The following is a 15,056-nucleotide window of genomic DNA, read 5'->3' on the forward strand; positions in this document are numbered from 1 at the left end:
CATGAGTGTCAAGCTGCGTGGTCATCACTTGCTATGCGTACTTACATTTATTGGGCACGGCTATTCTCCTGCGTTTGCCAAGAACTATGAGGCTGTGGTGAAGCGCCTGAATGCGGGTGAGGCTGTTCTACTGGTCGAAGGGCTAGATGAGATTTGTGCGGTTCTGATTAGTGAAGAAGAGCAGCCGCATTGCTTTAATTGCAGTGTGGTGGAGCGTGATAAAGCGGCTGTGACGTTGATCTCTCGTCTGCTTGGGACTGAGCTGCATATTGGAGATGAGCTTGTGCTGAGTTCGCATTTGGTTACCAAAATGCGGAAGGCATATGCTGAGGGTGTTTTTAAGACAGCCTGCCAAAACTGCGAGTGGGTGCAGTTTTGTGATGAAATCTCCTCATCTGGCTTTCAAAAAGTCCGTCTTCGCAATTCAATGAAACTCTGAAGTCGTTTGCCTTTATTTTGAGGAACTTAAACTGCTTCAGTATTTTTCATTGGCGCGTATTTTCGTCCGAAAATCGGCTTCCACTTTTCGGGAATGCACTTTGGTCTTCAAATTTTAACAGAATGCCCCAATATGGAGGGCAACATGAGTTTAAGGGCAGGTTTAGGGGTTACATGCTTGCATTGAATAAGTTTCCAAAGTTTCTCACACTCTTGGTGTTTTCGATCGGTCTGATCTTTGTGACGGCTGACTTTGCAGAGGCAAAGCGCGGGTTCAGTTTCGGTAGCCGCGGTTCACGCAGTTACTCAGCTCCAAAAGCGACCAAGACTGCACCAAAGACAGCTCCGGTTCAGCGGACCATGACACCTAACAACGGCACCAACACAGGTGCGCAGCAGCAAAATGCGGCTGCAGCCTCCAAGGCAGCTGCTGGTCAGCGTCGTGGTCTGTTTGGCGGTGGTTTCCTTGGCTCCATGCTGGGCGGTCTGGCGCTAGGTGGATTGCTGGGTATGTTGTTCGGTTCCGGGTTCGGCGGTATGGCCGGGTTATTCGGCATGATCATGCAGGTGTTGCTGATCGGCGGTGGTATCATGTTGTTGATGCGCTTCTTGCGGGGACGCCAACAGCCACAGGCCGCTGGTGCTGCCCATGGATACCAGCAGGAGCCACAGCAGAACCAGTCGTTCAGCTTTAATGATGCGGGTGCGCAGGATGCGCCGCGTCGTTCAGGATCTTCTGGCATTCCGAACACCGGTTTTGGTGGTGGTCAGGCGTCGCAGTTTGAGGAAAAGCCCGTCTTTTCTACCGAAGCAGATGATGAGATCGGACTGACTGCAGATGACTTTGATGCGTTTGAGACGCTGCTGACAACCGTTTGGACTGCTTACGGCTCCGAGGATTACGGTAAGATCCGCGAAATCGCGACGCCTGAGATCATGGGCTACTTTGCTGAGGAACTTGGCAAGGCTGCATCCAACGGTCTTGTGAATGAAGTGCGCGGTATCAAGCTGCTTCAGGGCGACCTGAGTGAAGCGTGGCGGGAAGGCGACAAGGACTACGCGTCTGTCGCAATGCGTTATGAGTCCATTGATGTGATGCGTGAGCGGGCCAACAACAAAGTGGTTGAAGGCAATCCGGATGTGCCGGAAGAGCGGACCGAGATCTGGTCGTTTGTTCGCGATGCCGATGAGAACTGGAAGCTCTCAGCTATTCAACAAGCTGATTAAACAGAGCAGATAATAGAAATTGGAAAGGGGCCTCATGGGCCCCTTTCTCTTTAATGGTTCGATGGGTCTTGTGCCGCTAAAGCAGTTCGCGTTTTAACTGAAACGTCTGATCTGCTTTAGCTTTTGCGTATCACCTGTGTTCAATTTTCGAAGACATGCTTTAGGTTGCGACAGAAAGCTTTACATCGATGTTGTTGCGGGTTGCGTTGGAATACGGGCAGACCTCATGCGCCGCAGCGACGAGCTCTTCTGCCTTGGCTTTGTCCATGCCTGGTACGGTAACAGCCAGAGCAATTTCCAGACCAAAACCACCTTCTGAACGTGGGCCAATTCCAACGGTTGATTCTACGTTTACGTTTGCAGGCAGAGCGATGTCTGATTGCTGAGACGCTACAAACTTCATAGCTCCGATGAAACATGCGGCGTATCCAGCAGCGAAGAGCTGCTCTGGATTGTTGCCTTCACCACCTGCGCCGCCCAGTTCTTTTGGGGTTGCAAGTGTCAGTTCCAGAGCACCGTCCTTTGTTTTTGCAGTGCCGTCACGGCCACCGGTAGCAACTGCGCTTGTTTCGTAAAGAACGTTAACTGGCATTTGGTATTCCTCGTTGTTGTTATGTATCGTGCGCGATTAAATCCTATACGATATAGGTAAGGAGAAATATAGGGTGCTGTCAATCAAAACGTGAATTAATCGTGTACGATTTAGTTTGACGGCTTTTATCCTGATGGGTAGAACGGAGAAAGAAGATGTTACTCAGGACTGGAATACGATAATGGCCGAGAAGAAATCTGAAGAATTTCAAGGCTTTGGTTTAGATCAGCATTTGTGCTTTGCCATCTATAAGGCCAACCACGCCTTCAATCGGTTTTATAAACCGGTGATGAAGAAGCTTGGGGTCACGTATCCGCAGTACATCACTTTGCTTGCTCTTTTGGAAAAAGACCATCAGCGCGTCTCCGAGTTGGGGGAGCGCCTGTTCCTTGAGTCGAACACTCTGACACCGTTGCTTAAGCGCCTTGAAGAAATGGGCTTTCTTGCTCGTGCGCGCTCCAAAGAAGATGAGCGGCAGGTTATTGTTAGCCTGACGAAAGAAGGGCGTGATTTGAGTGATGGCGTGATTGACGTACAGCACTGCGCCTTTTCGAATCTGGATGTGCCGGTAGAAACCATTGGCCAGCTGGTTGAGCAGCTTAATGAAATTCAGGAGATGCTGACGGAAGCCAAAGAGAAGGTTTCCAGCTAAAGATCAGCTGTCGGGCAGCATCGCTTTTTCAAAGGGATCGCGGCCATGCTGATCATATAAACAGCACAGGTCCTGCACTTCTTCCTTTAACAAGACAAACTGAGAAAAGCCGACGAGCTCTCCGTCAATATGGATTGGGGAGACGGTGACGAGAATGGTGGTGGTTCCGTATGGATTGGCCACATAACGCACCGGGTCTTTGCGGCCATCTTTGAACAGCTGCAGCATCGCATCGAACCGCGGGTTGGTGATGGTGCGGCGGTGGTTTTCCTTTACGTTGTGCCCGATGTGGCGGGGCTGGCGATCCAGATTTTCTGAAGCCCATTTGTTGTAGTAGAGCAGCTTGCCGTCTTTATCGATGATGGTGACACCGATGCCTGCTTCCTCCAGCAAGCGGTCAGCCCAGCCTGACAGTCTCCACGCTTCCAGAATGCGTTGTTCAGTGACTTCCGGCAGTTCGCTCTTGTTGTCAGTCATGTTTGCTTACTCGCTGTTCGCTCAAACCTTAGCGAAGGCGAGTAAGCAATTGCTTTCAGAAATATGCGGGTTTTCTAAAGCTATGAGAATGCAGCGGCTGTTTTGAACTTGCGCTGGCGTGCCCAGAGAATGCCCAGTGAACCGGCTGTCATGATGACGCCTGCCAGAATGGCGATTGGATCTAGTCGTGTCTGAGGCAGATAGCCAGCTTTGTCGGCGATGAGCTCAAACAGCAATGAGGTGAACGGCAGGGCGGCGATTGTGGCAACGTAGTTCTGACTGCCAACCAGATTAATCGCCTGCATGGACAGGAACATGGACACACCACGCAGGGTTATGCCGACACAAATGGCCGCGAGCCACATGGTTGGGCTCCAGACCTGTGTCAGGTCGATGAGCGGCAGGTTGCTGGTCCAGTCCGTTGCTTGCTGTGTTGCTGCAGGGCCATCGGTGATGAGAGAGAGGGCGGCGAGGGCGATGAGCATGATCAGTGCGCTGGCCACCAGCATGACGCCGCTGAGCGAGGCGCGTTCCTTCAGATCATCTCCCTGATTTTGCGGGTGGAACTCGGCGATAATAACGGAGGCAACCACTGCAAATTCTGAGAAGATCATCAGATAGACGGCGGGGTTGGAGTAGGTGCCTTCCAGCGAGGAGATCAGTAGAACAACGCCAAGAATAATGATCAGATGACCGGGCAGTTCCAGAGCGGTGGGGAGCCGGAAAAACAAGAGAGCAAAGGCGAGCGCTGAAAACGGAACGGAGACAAGGCCGAAAAAGCCTGCGTTTGCCGCACTGATGTACAGCAGAGAGGCTGTGAAACAGGCTGCAGAGAGGACGCGGGCAACCCCATAGGCCCAGGTGTAAGGGCTCTTGAGTGCATCCATTGTTGCGCCCAGCTTTCGGCTGATGGCGATGAGGAACAGGCCGCCAAACATCAGCTGAATGATAGTGAAGATCCATGGATCAAGATTGTAATTAAGCAGCAAGCCTTTGCTTATGACAATCAGAAACGCCCAGCTTACCATGGTGGCAAGGCAGACAATCAAGCCCTTGGGGGTCAAACTTACTACTCCTCTCCGACGAATTCGCCGGTGATTTTCAGGCCATCAATTCCGGTCTGGCCGTTTTCTTTATAAATGCGCCTTGGGTATGCCCCCGCATGATTGGCAATATGATCAGCAAGTTGCTCAGAATGTGTGACGAGCCAGATCTGGCTGCGCTCTGAGGCTTTGGCAATGACTTTGGCGAGTGGTTCCAGCAAGTCAGGGTGCAGGCTGGCTTCAGGTTCGTTGAGGGCAATGAAGGAGGGCAGGCGGTAGGACAACATAGCGCCAAGCAGGGCGAGATATTGCAATGTGCCGTCCGACAGCTCCTGAGAGGGGAACGGGCGGCGGATTTCCGGTGTCTGTAATGCGAAGCGGCAATCCTGCCCATTGGCTTCGATGATCAGCTTGCTGTTGGGGAAGGCATCATCGACCGCTTCCTGGAGATAGAAGGTGTCCTTGCGGATTTCCTTCAGCGTTGCGAAAACTGCAGCGAGATCGTTGCCGTCTGATGAGAGCGTTGGGGTGGTTACATTGGGGCTTGGGCGACGTAACAGGCTGTCCCGATCACTGCGGAAGGTGTGGTAGAAACGCCAGTCTGCAATTGCGCGGCGGACCAGATCTAACTCCGGAAACTGGCTGCCATCGCGAATGCTGGCGAGGGCCGTTTCGGAAGGCAGAAGCTCGTTGTCGTAGGTTACCTTGCTGCCGTTGCTGGCGCGCAGAAAGGCACTTGGGCCTTTGCGGTTCATCAGCACGACAGATTTGGAGCCTGTCAGAAGGTTTAGTTCTTCTTCTCTCACCATGGTCTCATAGGGCAGGGCGGGATCAGAGATCGGGTTGGGCAGGCCCAGCTGGATGCGGTAGGAAAGATCCCCCAGATCGGCACGCAGGATGATGCGCTTCTTTTCGTGGGTTTTCAGGTCTCCTGCCCACATGACGCTGTCTACACCGCCTTCCTCTGAAACAGCGCGGGTGATACGGCCCAGTGCGGCTTGCTGCAGAAGTTCAAGCGACTTGTAGAGGTTCGTTTTACCGACGCCATTGTTGCCGACAAACACGTTGACGGCACCAACTCGCATGAACAGCTTGTGTACGGACCGGTAATTCTCAATACCGATCGCCGAAAGAGGGGGCATAGACATCTGGTGAAACTTTTTTGATATATCTTCGGTAGGTATGGTTGAGAATAAGCAGGTTGGCTCACAAATGTAAATTGAACCGCGGCATTCATGCACCGGAAATTCACGTTTTGTTCGCCTGTGGTTGATGAAGCCCTGTGCTTCATGGCAGGGTTGTCTAAACTGCTTTATGGTTTCGTTGTCGTGTGTTCTCGCCTGAGAAGGATCGTTCCTTTTTCGGGACTGCGCTTGAGAGGAAAGTGTCAATGTCTGATCAAAATTCTGATGGTATGCGGCAGGAATCCGATAGTTTTGGTGTGCTGGATGTTCCGATTGGCAAATATTGGGGCGCGCAAACTGCACGGTCTCTGATCAACTTTCCCATTGGCCGGGAGCATCTGCCGCCTGCGCTGATCCATGCGTTGGGCGCGGTGAAGCTGGCTGCTGCCAGGGTGAACATGGAAGAGGGGCGTTTGTCAGAAGATCTGGGCAAGGCCATTTGTCAGGCAGCGACCGAAGTGATTTCCGGCAAGCTGGATGCGCATTTCCCGCTGGTAATCTGGCAGACGGGGTCTGGCACACAGTCCAACATGAACACCAACGAGGTGATTGCTAACCGTGCCATTGAGTTGCTTGGCGGACAGATCGGCACCAAGTCTCCTGTGCACCCCAATGACCACGTGAATGTGGGGCAGTCCTCTAACGACACCTTCCCGACGGCCATGCACATCGCGGCAGCTTGTGAGATCAACAAGGTGCTGCTGCCCGCTTTGACGCATCTGCACGACACCATGGAAGCCAAGGTGGCGGCCTTTGCGGGTATCGTGAAAATTGGCCGGACGCACACGCAGGATGCGACGCCTTTGACATTGGGGCAGGAGTTTTCTGGTTATGTGGCGCAGCTGGAGTATTCCAAGGAGCGTATTGAGCAGAGCCTTGTGGGGCTTTATCGGCTGGCGCAGGGTGGCACAGCGGTGGGAACCGGACTTAATTCAACGCCAGAGTTTGCCAGTGCGTTTGCTACTCACGTGAGTGAGGTGACAGGCCTGCCATTTGTGACGGCGGTCAATAAATTTGAGGCACTGGCCACGCATGATGCAGCTGTGTTTGCACATGGCGCGCTGAACACGCTGGCTTGTTCGCTGATGAAGATTGCCAATGACATTCGTTTCCTTGCCTCCGGTCCGCGTTCCGGTCTTGGTGAGATCAGTCTGCCAGCCAACGAGCCGGGCTCTTCCATTATGCCGGGTAAGGTGAATCCGACCCAGTGTGAAGCGGTGACCATGGTTTGTGCTCAGGTGATGGGTAATCAGACAGCTGTGAGTGTGGGCGGATCGACGGGGCACTTTGAGCTGAACGTGTTCAAACCTGTGATTGCCAACAGCCTGCTGCAATCCATTGAGCTTCTGGCCGATTGCATGGTGAGCTTTGCGGACCGCTGCGTTGTTGGCATTGAGCCAAACATTGAGCGCATTGAAGAGCTGCTGGAACGGTCCTTGATGCTGGTGACAGCACTTGCGCCCACCATTGGCTATGACAAAGCAACCGAGATTGCCAAGTCTGCGCATAAGAACGGGACCACACTGAAGGAAGAAGCTCTTCGTCTTGGTTATGTGTCTGCGGAAGAGTTTGACCGTGTTGTCCGGCCAGAAAAAATGGTCAGACCGGGGTAGGACGGTTGCCACTCATCATGATGTCCAGAGTGTGTTTCAGGCAGGCTTTTTGGTCTGCCTCCTCTAACTGCTGAGCCCCAATGAGCGTTGCATAAAGGATCTGGCTGTTGATCTTTGCATTTCTTTGGGTTTGGGGGATTTGAGAAAATAATTGCTCGACGTACTCCAGACGCCGCTGATCAATTTTACTCATATAGGCGCCGGCGAGATCATCAAACTGGGCCCAGTTGCGGATCGCGGAGGAAACGCCGGTTGCGCCATACTCCAATGAGACCTCACTTGCTGCAATCTCGATCAGATCATAGAGGCGCTGTTTGGGGGCGGGGCTGCCTGCATCGACCTGCGCGATGATTTGTTGTGTGGCTAATTGCTCCCAATGGTCCAGCATTGCTTTTTTCAAAGCAGCGACATCCTTGAAGTGCCAATAGAACGAGCCCTTGCTCACCTTCAGTGTTCTGGCAAGCGCTTCGGCTTTCAGGCTCAGAGGTCCATTCGCGGCTAGCGAGCGGAAGCCGCCTTTGATCCAGTCCAATGCTGTGAGTTTGGTTTTCTCTGTCATTCTTTCACCATACGCTGCCGTATTGACAGGGTCCAGCTTTAAGCTACCATACGCTACCGTATGGAATCAAAGATGAGGCAATTCCTATGAATAAGTGGCTGTTGGCTTCTGGTATCCTGTCGTTGTTGTTGATGCTGGTACATGTGTTTCTGGGTGGGCCAGAGATCCATGATCCTGTATTGGGCAGTGATCTTCATCCTGTGGTGATCGCGGTGCTGTCGGTGGTCTGGCACGGGATTACGGTGGTGATGCTGGTCAACGGTGTGTTGTTGCTGGCAGCTGCCTTTAGAGAGGAACTGGCCGCTGGTGTCGCCTGGGTGGTGATTGGGCAATATGGCGGGTTCACGCTGCTGTTCATCTACTACGGCCTCACCCAGTTGGGTAGCCTGATGGATATGCCGCAGTGGATTTCCTTCGTGATTATAGCCGGCTGTGCGGCGATGGGATTGCGGAAGGCCGGGCGTGCAAATGCATTGCGGAGTTCTGTAGCCTGAGTGGTTGAAATGGGTGACGCCCAAAACTGCTGCGTGTTGACATTTCGCGGTTTGCGCTTTTATTGTCATCATCGGTCGGCAGTTCCCAAGGCGTCGCTGCCCCGAAAGGGGAGCTAAACCTGCCATTCACTTCGACAGCAATCGACATTCTTGTCCGATGCCGCTTCGCAAGCCAGCGACCACGAAAATGTAATGCGGCTCGAGAGGATTTTTCAATGTCGAGAGTCCCAGTCCCTCTTCGTTCGCCTGATATCTCCACGTTTGCGCGTAGTGTTGCCCGCCAGATGAAATCTCGCGGTGATGCTCCCTCGCATGTGGAGTTGATGAACATGCTCGCCAAAGCGGCGGGTTTCCAGAACTTCCAGCATCTAAAAGCTTCGCATTCTGCAGGTCGTCGCCTCGATACCGAGCCGGTTGTCGAGACGGTAGACCATCGGCTTGTTGAGCGTGCCCTCAATCAGTTTGATGATTTGGGGCGATTGGTGAGCTGGCCGTCACGGCGGCAGGTTCAGGTGCTTTGTCTTTGGCAGCTGTGGTCCCTTATTCCGGCTGGTGCATCGCTTCGGGAGAAAGAGATCAACATGCTGCTCAAGGAAGGGCACTGTTTTGCCGACCCTGCTTTGTTAAGGCGTGAGCTGTTTAGTCTCGGGCTGTTACATCGTAATCGGGATTGTTCTGATTACAGACGGCAGGAGCAGCAACCACCGCTGGAAGCGCGTGATCTGATCAAGCGTTTGAAGGGGAGAGGTTTGGAACGTGAGACTGGCAGTTCTGCCATGTCGTTCATTGTCAGGCCGAGCGCTTAAGCTGTTTTTCACTTCCAAAGAGACAGGAAACTCCCCGACCCGTGGGCCGGGGAGTTTTTTTATTCTGCTGTGGCTTATGGCCACTTTACCACGGGTGGCATGGAGGACAGGATGGAGGAGACGTTTCCGCCTGTCTTGAGGCCGAAGATTGTGCCGCGGTCGTAAAGGAGGTTGAACTCCACGTAACGGCCACGACGGACCAACTGTTCTTCGCGTTGTTCGAGCGTCCATGGGGTCAGGAAGTTTTTGCGGATCAGCTTTGGATAGATGTCGAGGAAGGCGTTGCCGACGGATTTGGTGAGGGCAAGGTCTGCATTCCAGTCGCCGGTGTTGTGGCGGTCGTAGAAAATGCCGCCAATGCCGCGTGCTTCGTTGCGGTGAGGCAGATAGAAGTACTCGTCGCACCACTTCTTGAAGTGCTCGTAATCAGCCCCCGGATGGTCTGCGCAGGCTGCTTTCATAGCCTCATGAAATTCGACAGTGTCCGGATCTTCCTGCGTGCGACGTGCGCTGAGCACAGGTGTCAGGTCTGCTCCGCCACCAAACCACTGCTTGGTGGTGACGACCATACGGGTGTTCATATGCACTGCTGGTACATTTGGATTGTGCATATGGGCGATCAGAGAGATGCCGGAAGCCCAGAAACGCGGGTCTTCGCTGGCACCAGGGATCTGGTCGCGGAACTCAGGTGAGAACTCGCCGTGTACGCTGGAGACGTGTACGCCGACTTTTTCAAATACACGTCCATGCATCAGGGACATGACACCGCCGCCGCCGTGGCCGCCGCTGTGATCTGTACGTTCCCATGGGGTCCGCTCGAAACGTCCCGCTGGCTGGTCAGAGAGGGGGCCGTCCAGTTCCCCGACTTCTACTTCCAGCTGCTCAAAGGCATTGCAAATGTTGTCACGCAGCTGGCTGAACCACGCGGATGCCTCTTGTTTTTTGTCTTCCAGATCTGCTGGAAGCGTGTTTTGTGTCTCGCTCATAGTCCCTCCTTGAGCGCAAAGCGTTCTTTGCTGTTCTATGTAAGGGAGCGCAACTGAGAAGTACAGGTGAGGCGGAACGGTGCACGGAGCTATTTGGATCTGTCGAGGATGACCGGATACTTTTCCGGCTGGACATAGTTGCCGTCACATTCGGGCTTGGCACGGAACTCCATCAGTTGGGGGTAGCCATCGGATGTGAACTTGTGAACCTCGTAGGTGCCACAGTCTCCAAGCCCGCGGCCTTCCGTGAAGCTGGTCAGATCTCCGGTCTTGATGTCCCAGACACCGTTGAAGACCACGTCGGGGTTGTCGTTGCCTTCGTGTTTTGGGCGTTCAAAGGTCAGCAGCTTGGCGTTGTTGGGCTGTCGGGAATCTATACGGATGTAGAGGTGGGCCATGTTGTAAAGGTTGTTGGCGCACATGAACTCCAGCACCTTCACGTCCTTGCTGAACTGCAGTGTATTGTTGCCGGACAGGTCGTAGGCGTCTTTCCAATCACAGGGATAGGCTGCATCCAGCATGTTTATGTAGCGGTTCAGGACTGTTGGATCGTGCTGTGTGACGGGTTTGACAGGTTCGGCGTGTAACGAGATTGCCAGTAGAGTTTCGAAGAGAACGGTTGCTGCAAAACAGGCTGTGAATGTTCGGGGCAAGGTTTGGAACACGGCGATCTTCCTCTTTGGACAACCCTAAAGCAGTTCGCATTTAAGTTGAAACATATGAACTGCTTTAGTCTTTGTTTTTGCGTATCTTTATCCGAAAACCGATTTCCACTTTTCGGAGATGCGCTTTAGTCTTCTTGCTGTGTCTTTGAAGATGCCTTGCCAGCCTTACTCTTGCGCTAAAACTCTTGGTTTCATCGCGCTTACCAAGAAGCCTCGGGCTTTAATGGACTTGCTGGTCGCTTTTACCTTGGCGGGTAGATCAACGGGTAATCCGTTGGCTCACGGAATTTGCCGTCACACTGCCGCTTGGCGCGATACTCCACGAGTTCCAGATACCCTTTGGGTGTGAAGCGGTGGATTTCAAAAGAGCCACAGTCAGAGAGACCTCGATCCACTGTGAAGCTGGTGAGAGCGCTGCGATTGTGATCCCAAAAGCTGTTGAACAGAATGTACCGGCTGGTGACTGGCTGGTCCTTAGGACGATCGAGGGAGACGAGCTTTGCAGGCTGTTTTGAGTTTTTGGTGCGACGGATATAGAGGTTCGCCAGATTGTGCATGCCAACGGTGCAAGAGAATTCGAGCACCTCGACGCCGTTGCCGAAGTCGTAAAGGTTATACCCGCTTCGTGTGTGTGCATCATGCCATTCACAGGGGTATATCTCGTCCAGCAGGTGGAGATATCGATTCAGGACGGCTTCGTCATGCAGGTTGGCATGGAGGACGGGTTCGACCGGTGCACCTGCGAATGTGGACTGTGGAACTGACAGCAAAAGTGCAAAGCAAAACAGATGAGCGAATTTTCTCGAAAGACTCTCAAACATCGCAATAAAAACCTAAATCGCGCAAAGCAACGCATTCAATAACGCAACTAGTTTAGGTTGTGTTTTATTCAAAAACAATCTGTTTGACGAAGAGCTTCACCCAGGACCATGCCAGTGGAAACAGCCATGTTGAGAGATCGCATGCCGTTCTTCATTGGAATCAGCAGTCTTGCATCAGCAACTTGATGGATATCTTCCGGCACGCCAGAACTTTCGCGACCCATCAGGATCAGGTCGTCTTTCTTGAAAGCGAACTGCGTATAAGGGCGTGATCCTTTGGTGGTCATGAGGATAAGTCGGCGTTTTTCGGCTATCTGCCATTCACGAAAACTCTCCCAATCCATATGACGTTGGAGTTTGGCGCGTTCGATGTAATCCATGCCAGCCCGTTTAAGTGCATGATCAGACAGGGGGAAGCCTGCCGGTTCGATCAGGTGTACCGTCACATCCATGCAAGCGGCCAGCCGTAATAGGGTCCCGGTGTTCTGCGGAATGTCTGGCTGGTAAAGGGCAATATCTGGCATGTTGTCGGGTGCTCGCGTTGTTTCCTGAAAGATTGGCTTATGGAAGCATCTCTTGGGCATCTAGAGGAACCCGGGGAAAATCTCCAGAAAAATCATAGAGTTTGTTGATAGGTGGGGCGTTCCGGTAGGTGAAACCTAATGGAAATCAAGAGGTTCTATCTGAATTCGTGATATATGTTGCGAAAAAGATACACCACATCCTAAAGTGGTTTTCCGTATTTTTTGGGGCTAGGCATATCTCCGCCTTTATGAGTATAAGCATCTCGCACCGGCCGAGAGCCCTCATCTTACTTGACGAGACTCTCCGAGTTGCTGATCGCCCGATCAGCTATTTTTTAACGTTGGAACTAGGGAGACATACATGAATACTGAATTTGTGCTCGTGAACGTAAATGTTCTCCCAGCGACTGGCGCATGCGCTATGCATCCCGCCAAAAACGCAGGTTACGCCGTTTCCGCTTAGAAGGCGGATTTCCAACACTTTCTAGCTCGTATTTTCTTAATGCAGCCCTCTTCACGGACGTATTACGTCTGCGGTTGCATGCATATGTTGTCGGAGTATCTCCAATGATTACGTCATTTATCTGGGCGCAGATCGCGTCCCGTGACGATTCTGCATCTCAAATTCCGGTCGATGGTGGCCGGTATGTGCGCTCGGCTGGTTCTGAAAAAGGAACGTTTTCTCAAAGCCTTGGGCACGCATTCTGGTTCTTGATGATTAGTGCTGGTATCGCATTTTTTACAATTATTCCAACGCTCTACGCAGAGTTGGCTACGGTAGAAATTGTAAGAGCAAACGGAATCAACGAGGCTGGCTCTCTGTTTCAGGGACGTTTGATTGATACCCTGGTTGGAGCTTTTGCTGTTGGGGTTGGAATTGCCAGTGTTATCTGGACTTTTTCCGGCTCTCCGAAAGATAACCGGGATCCTTACGATCGAGATGAGCGGCTGCAGTAAGCAGCCGTCATCCTCTTACCATGTTGACGTGGTAGCGCACCTCGCAAACCAAATATCTTAATTGGGATTTGTCATGTTCTCTTATTTTGAGAAGCTTATTGACCCATTCAAAATGGAAGAGATCGAGACTCCTCCAAGTAAGTTTTGGGGGTTTATCTGGTATTATACCAAGCCTGTTTCAATACTACTTGTTGTGATCGCCTTTTTCGCTGCATCTATTGCTGTAATTGAAGTGGTCATCTTTACGTTTATGGGTGATTTGGTGAACTGGTTAGGCACCGAAGACCCGGAAACGTTCTTTGCCGACAACTGGGGCCATCTGATCTGGATGGGGGTTGTTCTTCTTGTGATTTCGCCGATCATGTCAGCAGTGTGGGAGATGTTCTTCCATCAAGGATTGGTTGGTAACTATCCAATGCTGATCAGGTGGAAGGGGCACCGGCAATTACTTCGACAGAGTTTGACTTTCTTCCATAATGACTTTGCAGGTCGCATTGCTAACAAGCTGATGCAGACCTCACTTGCTGTGCGAGAAGTTATTACGCGTATTGTCGATATCTTTGTCTATGTAATTGTTTACTTTCTGGCTGCACTTGTTGTGCTTGTGAGCGCAGATTGGCGTCTTGCCCTGCCGATGATCGGTTGGCTGCTCTCCTACTTCCTCGTCATGTACGTCTTTGTTCCCAAGCTTAAGCGTATTTCCAAGAAGCAAGCGGATGCCCGGTCTGTGATGACTGGTCATATCGTTGATGCCTATACGAATATCTCGACCGTAAAGCTGTTTTCACATGCATCGCGCGAAGAAGATTATGCCAAAGGTTCCATGAGCACTTTCATGGATACCGTGCATAAGCAGATGCGGAATGTGACCAAGCTGAATATCTGCCTGACGCTGATCAACAATCTGCTCTTGTTGTCTCTTGGTGCTCTGTCCATCTGGCTTTGGCAGAGGGCTTTGGTGACGACTGGTGATATCGCGATTGCGATTGGTCTGGCCTTGCGTTTGCAGGGCATGTCTCAGTGGATCCTTTGGGAAGTTGCTGGCCTCTTCGAGAATATTGGTACTGTTCAGGACGGATTGGGCATGTTGTCCCGGCATACGGAGGTCACTGATAAGCAAGATGCGAAAGCGCTTGTTGTTTCTGACGCGGAAATTCGCTTTGAAGATGTGAAGTTCCACTATGGCAAGGGCAGTGGCGTTCTGGAGAACCTGTCGCTCAACATTAAACCGGGTGAGAAAATCGGGATTGTTGGTCGCTCGGGTGCGGGTAAATCGACCCTGATGAACTTGCTGCTGCGCTTCCATGATCTGGAAGGTGGACGCATTGCCATTGATGGTCAGGATATTCGCGGCGTGACGCAAGAGAGCCTGCGCCAGAATGTTGGCGTGGTTTCTCAGGACACGTCTTTGCTGCATCGGACGATTCTGGAGAACATCACCTACGGCAAAGATGGTGCAACTCTGGAAGAGGCGACTGAAGCGGCGAGACGGGCTCATGCTCTGGAGTTTATTGACGGCCTGAAAGATCCAGAAGGACGGACTGGCTTTGATACTCTGGTGGGTGAGCGCGGTGTGAAGCTTTCTGGCGGTCAACGCCAGCGCGTCGCAATCGCACGTGTCTTGCTTAAGGATGCTCCGATCCTCGTTCTGGACGAAGCAACGTCTGCTTTGGACTCAGAAGTGGAGGCTGCGATCCAGGAAAGCCTGTTTGAGTTGATGGAAGGTAAGACAGTTATTGCAATTGCCCACCGACTTTCCACAATTGCGGCAATGGATCGCCTCATTGTCATGGATCAAGGCAAGATCGTAGAGATGGGTACCCATGAGGAACTTCTGAAATCCGAAGGTATCTATGGAAACCTCTGGAACCACCAATCTGGCGGTTTCCTTGCACAAGTTGCCGCCGAATAGGGATTCCTGACAGGGAATCAAGCGGTTTAAACTAAAAGTGGTTCGGGGAGAGTTTGCGTCCTAGGGTCCCCGAACCACTCGACTTTTGACTCATATTTGCGTGTCA

General features: G+C 52.2%; 17 protein-coding genes. 8 read left to right on the forward strand and 9 right to left on the reverse strand.

The features are described 5' to 3' along the window. Nucleotide 1: 1 nt before the first annotated feature. Nucleotides 2-439, forward strand: a complete 438-nt coding sequence (locus PsW64_RS07190; RefSeq protein WP_063303200.1) for a DUF1284 domain-containing protein — start codon at nucleotides 2-4, stop codon at nucleotides 437-439. Between the two features lie 173 nt (nucleotides 440-612). Next, nucleotides 613-1,665, forward strand: coding sequence for a TIM44-like domain-containing protein (locus PsW64_RS07195; RefSeq protein ID WP_063303201.1), 1,053 nt, complete (start codon nucleotides 613-615; stop codon nucleotides 1,663-1,665). A 160-nt stretch (nucleotides 1,666-1,825) separates the two neighbouring features. Here PsW64_RS07195 and PsW64_RS07200 read toward each other — a convergent pair whose 3' ends face one another. Beyond that, nucleotides 1,826-2,257, reverse strand: coding sequence for an organic hydroperoxide resistance protein (locus PsW64_RS07200; protein WP_063303202.1), 432 nt, complete (start codon nucleotides 2,255-2,257; stop codon nucleotides 1,826-1,828). A gap of 133 nt (nucleotides 2,258-2,390) precedes the next feature. Between PsW64_RS07200 and PsW64_RS07205 the strand changes: the two genes are divergently transcribed. Beyond that, nucleotides 2,391-2,909, forward strand: a complete 519-nt coding sequence (locus PsW64_RS07205) for a MarR family transcriptional regulator (protein WP_063303227.1) — start codon at nucleotides 2,391-2,393, stop codon at nucleotides 2,907-2,909. Between the two features lie 3 nt (nucleotides 2,910-2,912). On the opposite strand, the gene PsW64_RS07210 is transcribed toward PsW64_RS07205, so the two are convergent. The 3 genes from PsW64_RS07210 to PsW64_RS07220 all read right to left on the reverse strand — a co-directional run bounded on the left by PsW64_RS07210 (nucleotide 2,913) and on the right by PsW64_RS07220 (nucleotide 5,577). Beyond that, nucleotides 2,913-3,386, reverse strand: coding sequence for a PAS domain-containing protein (locus PsW64_RS07210; protein ID WP_063303203.1), 474 nt, complete (start codon nucleotides 3,384-3,386; stop codon nucleotides 2,913-2,915). Nucleotides 3,387-3,466: 80 nt separating this feature from the next. Further along, nucleotides 3,467-4,450 (reverse strand): EamA family transporter, encoded by a 984-nt coding sequence (locus PsW64_RS07215; RefSeq protein WP_063303204.1) that lies wholly within the window; start codon nucleotides 4,448-4,450, stop codon nucleotides 3,467-3,469. 5 nt (nucleotides 4,451-4,455) lie between these two features. Beyond that, nucleotides 4,456-5,577 carry an AAA family ATPase gene (locus tag PsW64_RS07220; protein WP_063290049.1) on the reverse strand — a complete coding sequence of 374 codons (1,122 nt, stop codon included), beginning with the start codon at nucleotides 5,575-5,577 and terminating at the stop codon, nucleotides 4,456-4,458. Between the two features lie 242 nt (nucleotides 5,578-5,819). Between PsW64_RS07220 and fumC the strand changes: the two genes are divergently transcribed. Further along, a complete protein-coding gene (gene fumC / locus PsW64_RS07225) occupies nucleotides 5,820-7,226 on the forward strand; it encodes a class II fumarate hydratase (RefSeq protein WP_063303205.1) in 1,407 nt (468 codons plus the stop codon). On the opposite strand, the gene PsW64_RS07230 is transcribed toward fumC, so the two are convergent. After that, nucleotides 7,213-7,785 (reverse strand): TetR/AcrR family transcriptional regulator, encoded by a 573-nt coding sequence (locus tag PsW64_RS07230; RefSeq protein WP_063303206.1) that lies wholly within the window; start codon nucleotides 7,783-7,785, stop codon nucleotides 7,213-7,215. The genes fumC and PsW64_RS07230 overlap by 14 nt on opposite strands. An 86-nt stretch (nucleotides 7,786-7,871) precedes the next feature. On the opposite strand from PsW64_RS07230, the gene PsW64_RS07235 reads away from it, so the two are divergent. Further along, nucleotides 7,872-8,279, forward strand: a complete 408-nt coding sequence (locus tag PsW64_RS07235) for a hypothetical protein (RefSeq protein WP_063303207.1) — start codon at nucleotides 7,872-7,874, stop codon at nucleotides 8,277-8,279. A 215-nt stretch (nucleotides 8,280-8,494) separates the two neighbouring features. After that, a complete protein-coding gene (locus tag PsW64_RS07240; protein ID WP_208980627.1) occupies nucleotides 8,495-9,085 on the forward strand; it encodes a DUF2087 domain-containing protein in 591 nt (196 codons plus the stop codon). A gap of 74 nt (nucleotides 9,086-9,159) precedes the next feature. Here PsW64_RS07240 and hemF read toward each other — a convergent pair whose 3' ends face one another. From hemF to PsW64_RS07260, 4 genes are all read right to left on the reverse strand, one after another. Further along, a complete protein-coding gene (gene hemF, locus PsW64_RS07245) occupies nucleotides 9,160-10,071 on the reverse strand; it encodes an oxygen-dependent coproporphyrinogen oxidase (RefSeq protein ID WP_063290045.1) in 912 nt (303 codons plus the stop codon). A gap of 89 nt (nucleotides 10,072-10,160) precedes the next feature. Then, nucleotides 10,161-10,736 (reverse strand): DUF1176 domain-containing protein, encoded by a 576-nt coding sequence (locus PsW64_RS07250; RefSeq protein WP_208980628.1) that lies wholly within the window; start codon nucleotides 10,734-10,736, stop codon nucleotides 10,161-10,163. Between the two features lie 242 nt (nucleotides 10,737-10,978). Beyond that, nucleotides 10,979-11,557 carry a DUF1176 domain-containing protein gene (locus PsW64_RS07255; protein WP_063303208.1) on the reverse strand — a complete coding sequence of 193 codons (579 nt, stop codon included), beginning with the start codon at nucleotides 11,555-11,557 and terminating at the stop codon, nucleotides 10,979-10,981. Between the two features lie 68 nt (nucleotides 11,558-11,625). Next, nucleotides 11,626-12,081, reverse strand: coding sequence for a tRNA (cytidine(34)-2'-O)-methyltransferase (locus PsW64_RS07260; protein WP_063300231.1), 456 nt, complete (start codon nucleotides 12,079-12,081; stop codon nucleotides 11,626-11,628). A gap of 567 nt (nucleotides 12,082-12,648) precedes the next feature. Here PsW64_RS07260 and PsW64_RS07265 point away from each other — a divergent pair. Both PsW64_RS07265 and PsW64_RS07270 read left to right on the forward strand, forming a co-directional pair. Continuing rightward, nucleotides 12,649-13,038, forward strand: a complete 390-nt coding sequence (locus tag PsW64_RS07265; RefSeq protein WP_057463607.1) for a hypothetical protein — start codon at nucleotides 12,649-12,651, stop codon at nucleotides 13,036-13,038. A gap of 73 nt (nucleotides 13,039-13,111) precedes the next feature. Next, entirely contained in the window at nucleotides 13,112-14,950 is a 1,839-nt protein-coding gene (locus tag PsW64_RS07270; RefSeq protein WP_057463606.1) for an ABC transporter ATP-binding protein, read from the forward strand. Nucleotides 14,951-15,056 lie beyond the last annotated feature (106 nt).

Source organism: Pseudovibrio sp. W64 (assembly GCF_001623145.1).
In the GTDB taxonomy this organism is placed as follows: domain Bacteria; phylum Pseudomonadota; class Alphaproteobacteria; order Rhizobiales; family Stappiaceae; genus Pseudovibrio.

Coding starts and splice junctions, on each gene's coding strand:
- hemF (WP_063290045.1), bottom strand. CDS start 10,071: ATGAGCGAGACACAAAACACGCTTCCAGCAGATCTGGAAGACAAAAAA.
- PsW64_RS07260 (WP_063300231.1), bottom strand. CDS start 12,081: ATGCCAGATATTGCCCTTTACCAGCCAGACATTCCGCAGAACACCGGG.
- PsW64_RS07195 (WP_063303201.1), top strand. CDS start 613: ATGCTTGCATTGAATAAGTTTCCAAAGTTTCTCACACTCTTGGTGTTT.
- PsW64_RS07270 (WP_057463606.1), top strand. CDS start 13,112: ATGTTCTCTTATTTTGAGAAGCTTATTGACCCATTCAAAATGGAAGAG.
- PsW64_RS07200 (WP_063303202.1), bottom strand. CDS start 2,257: ATGCCAGTTAACGTTCTTTACGAAACAAGCGCAGTTGCTACCGGTGGC.
- PsW64_RS07230 (WP_063303206.1), bottom strand. CDS start 7,785: ATGACAGAGAAAACCAAACTCACAGCATTGGACTGGATCAAAGGCGGC.
- PsW64_RS07235 (WP_063303207.1), top strand. CDS start 7,872: ATGAATAAGTGGCTGTTGGCTTCTGGTATCCTGTCGTTGTTGTTGATG.
- PsW64_RS07205 (WP_063303227.1), top strand. CDS start 2,391: ATGGGTAGAACGGAGAAAGAAGATGTTACTCAGGACTGGAATACGATA.
- PsW64_RS07210 (WP_063303203.1), bottom strand. CDS start 3,386: ATGACTGACAACAAGAGCGAACTGCCGGAAGTCACTGAACAACGCATT.
- PsW64_RS07240 (WP_208980627.1), top strand. CDS start 8,495: ATGTCGAGAGTCCCAGTCCCTCTTCGTTCGCCTGATATCTCCACGTTT.
- PsW64_RS07220 (WP_063290049.1), bottom strand. CDS start 5,577: ATGTCTATGCCCCCTCTTTCGGCGATCGGTATTGAGAATTACCGGTCC.
- PsW64_RS07255 (WP_063303208.1), bottom strand. CDS start 11,557: ATGTTTGAGAGTCTTTCGAGAAAATTCGCTCATCTGTTTTGCTTTGCA.
- PsW64_RS07190 (WP_063303200.1), top strand. CDS start 2: ATGAGTGTCAAGCTGCGTGGTCATCACTTGCTATGCGTACTTACATTT.
- PsW64_RS07265 (WP_057463607.1), top strand. CDS start 12,649: ATGATTACGTCATTTATCTGGGCGCAGATCGCGTCCCGTGACGATTCT.
- fumC (WP_063303205.1), top strand. CDS start 5,820: ATGTCTGATCAAAATTCTGATGGTATGCGGCAGGAATCCGATAGTTTT.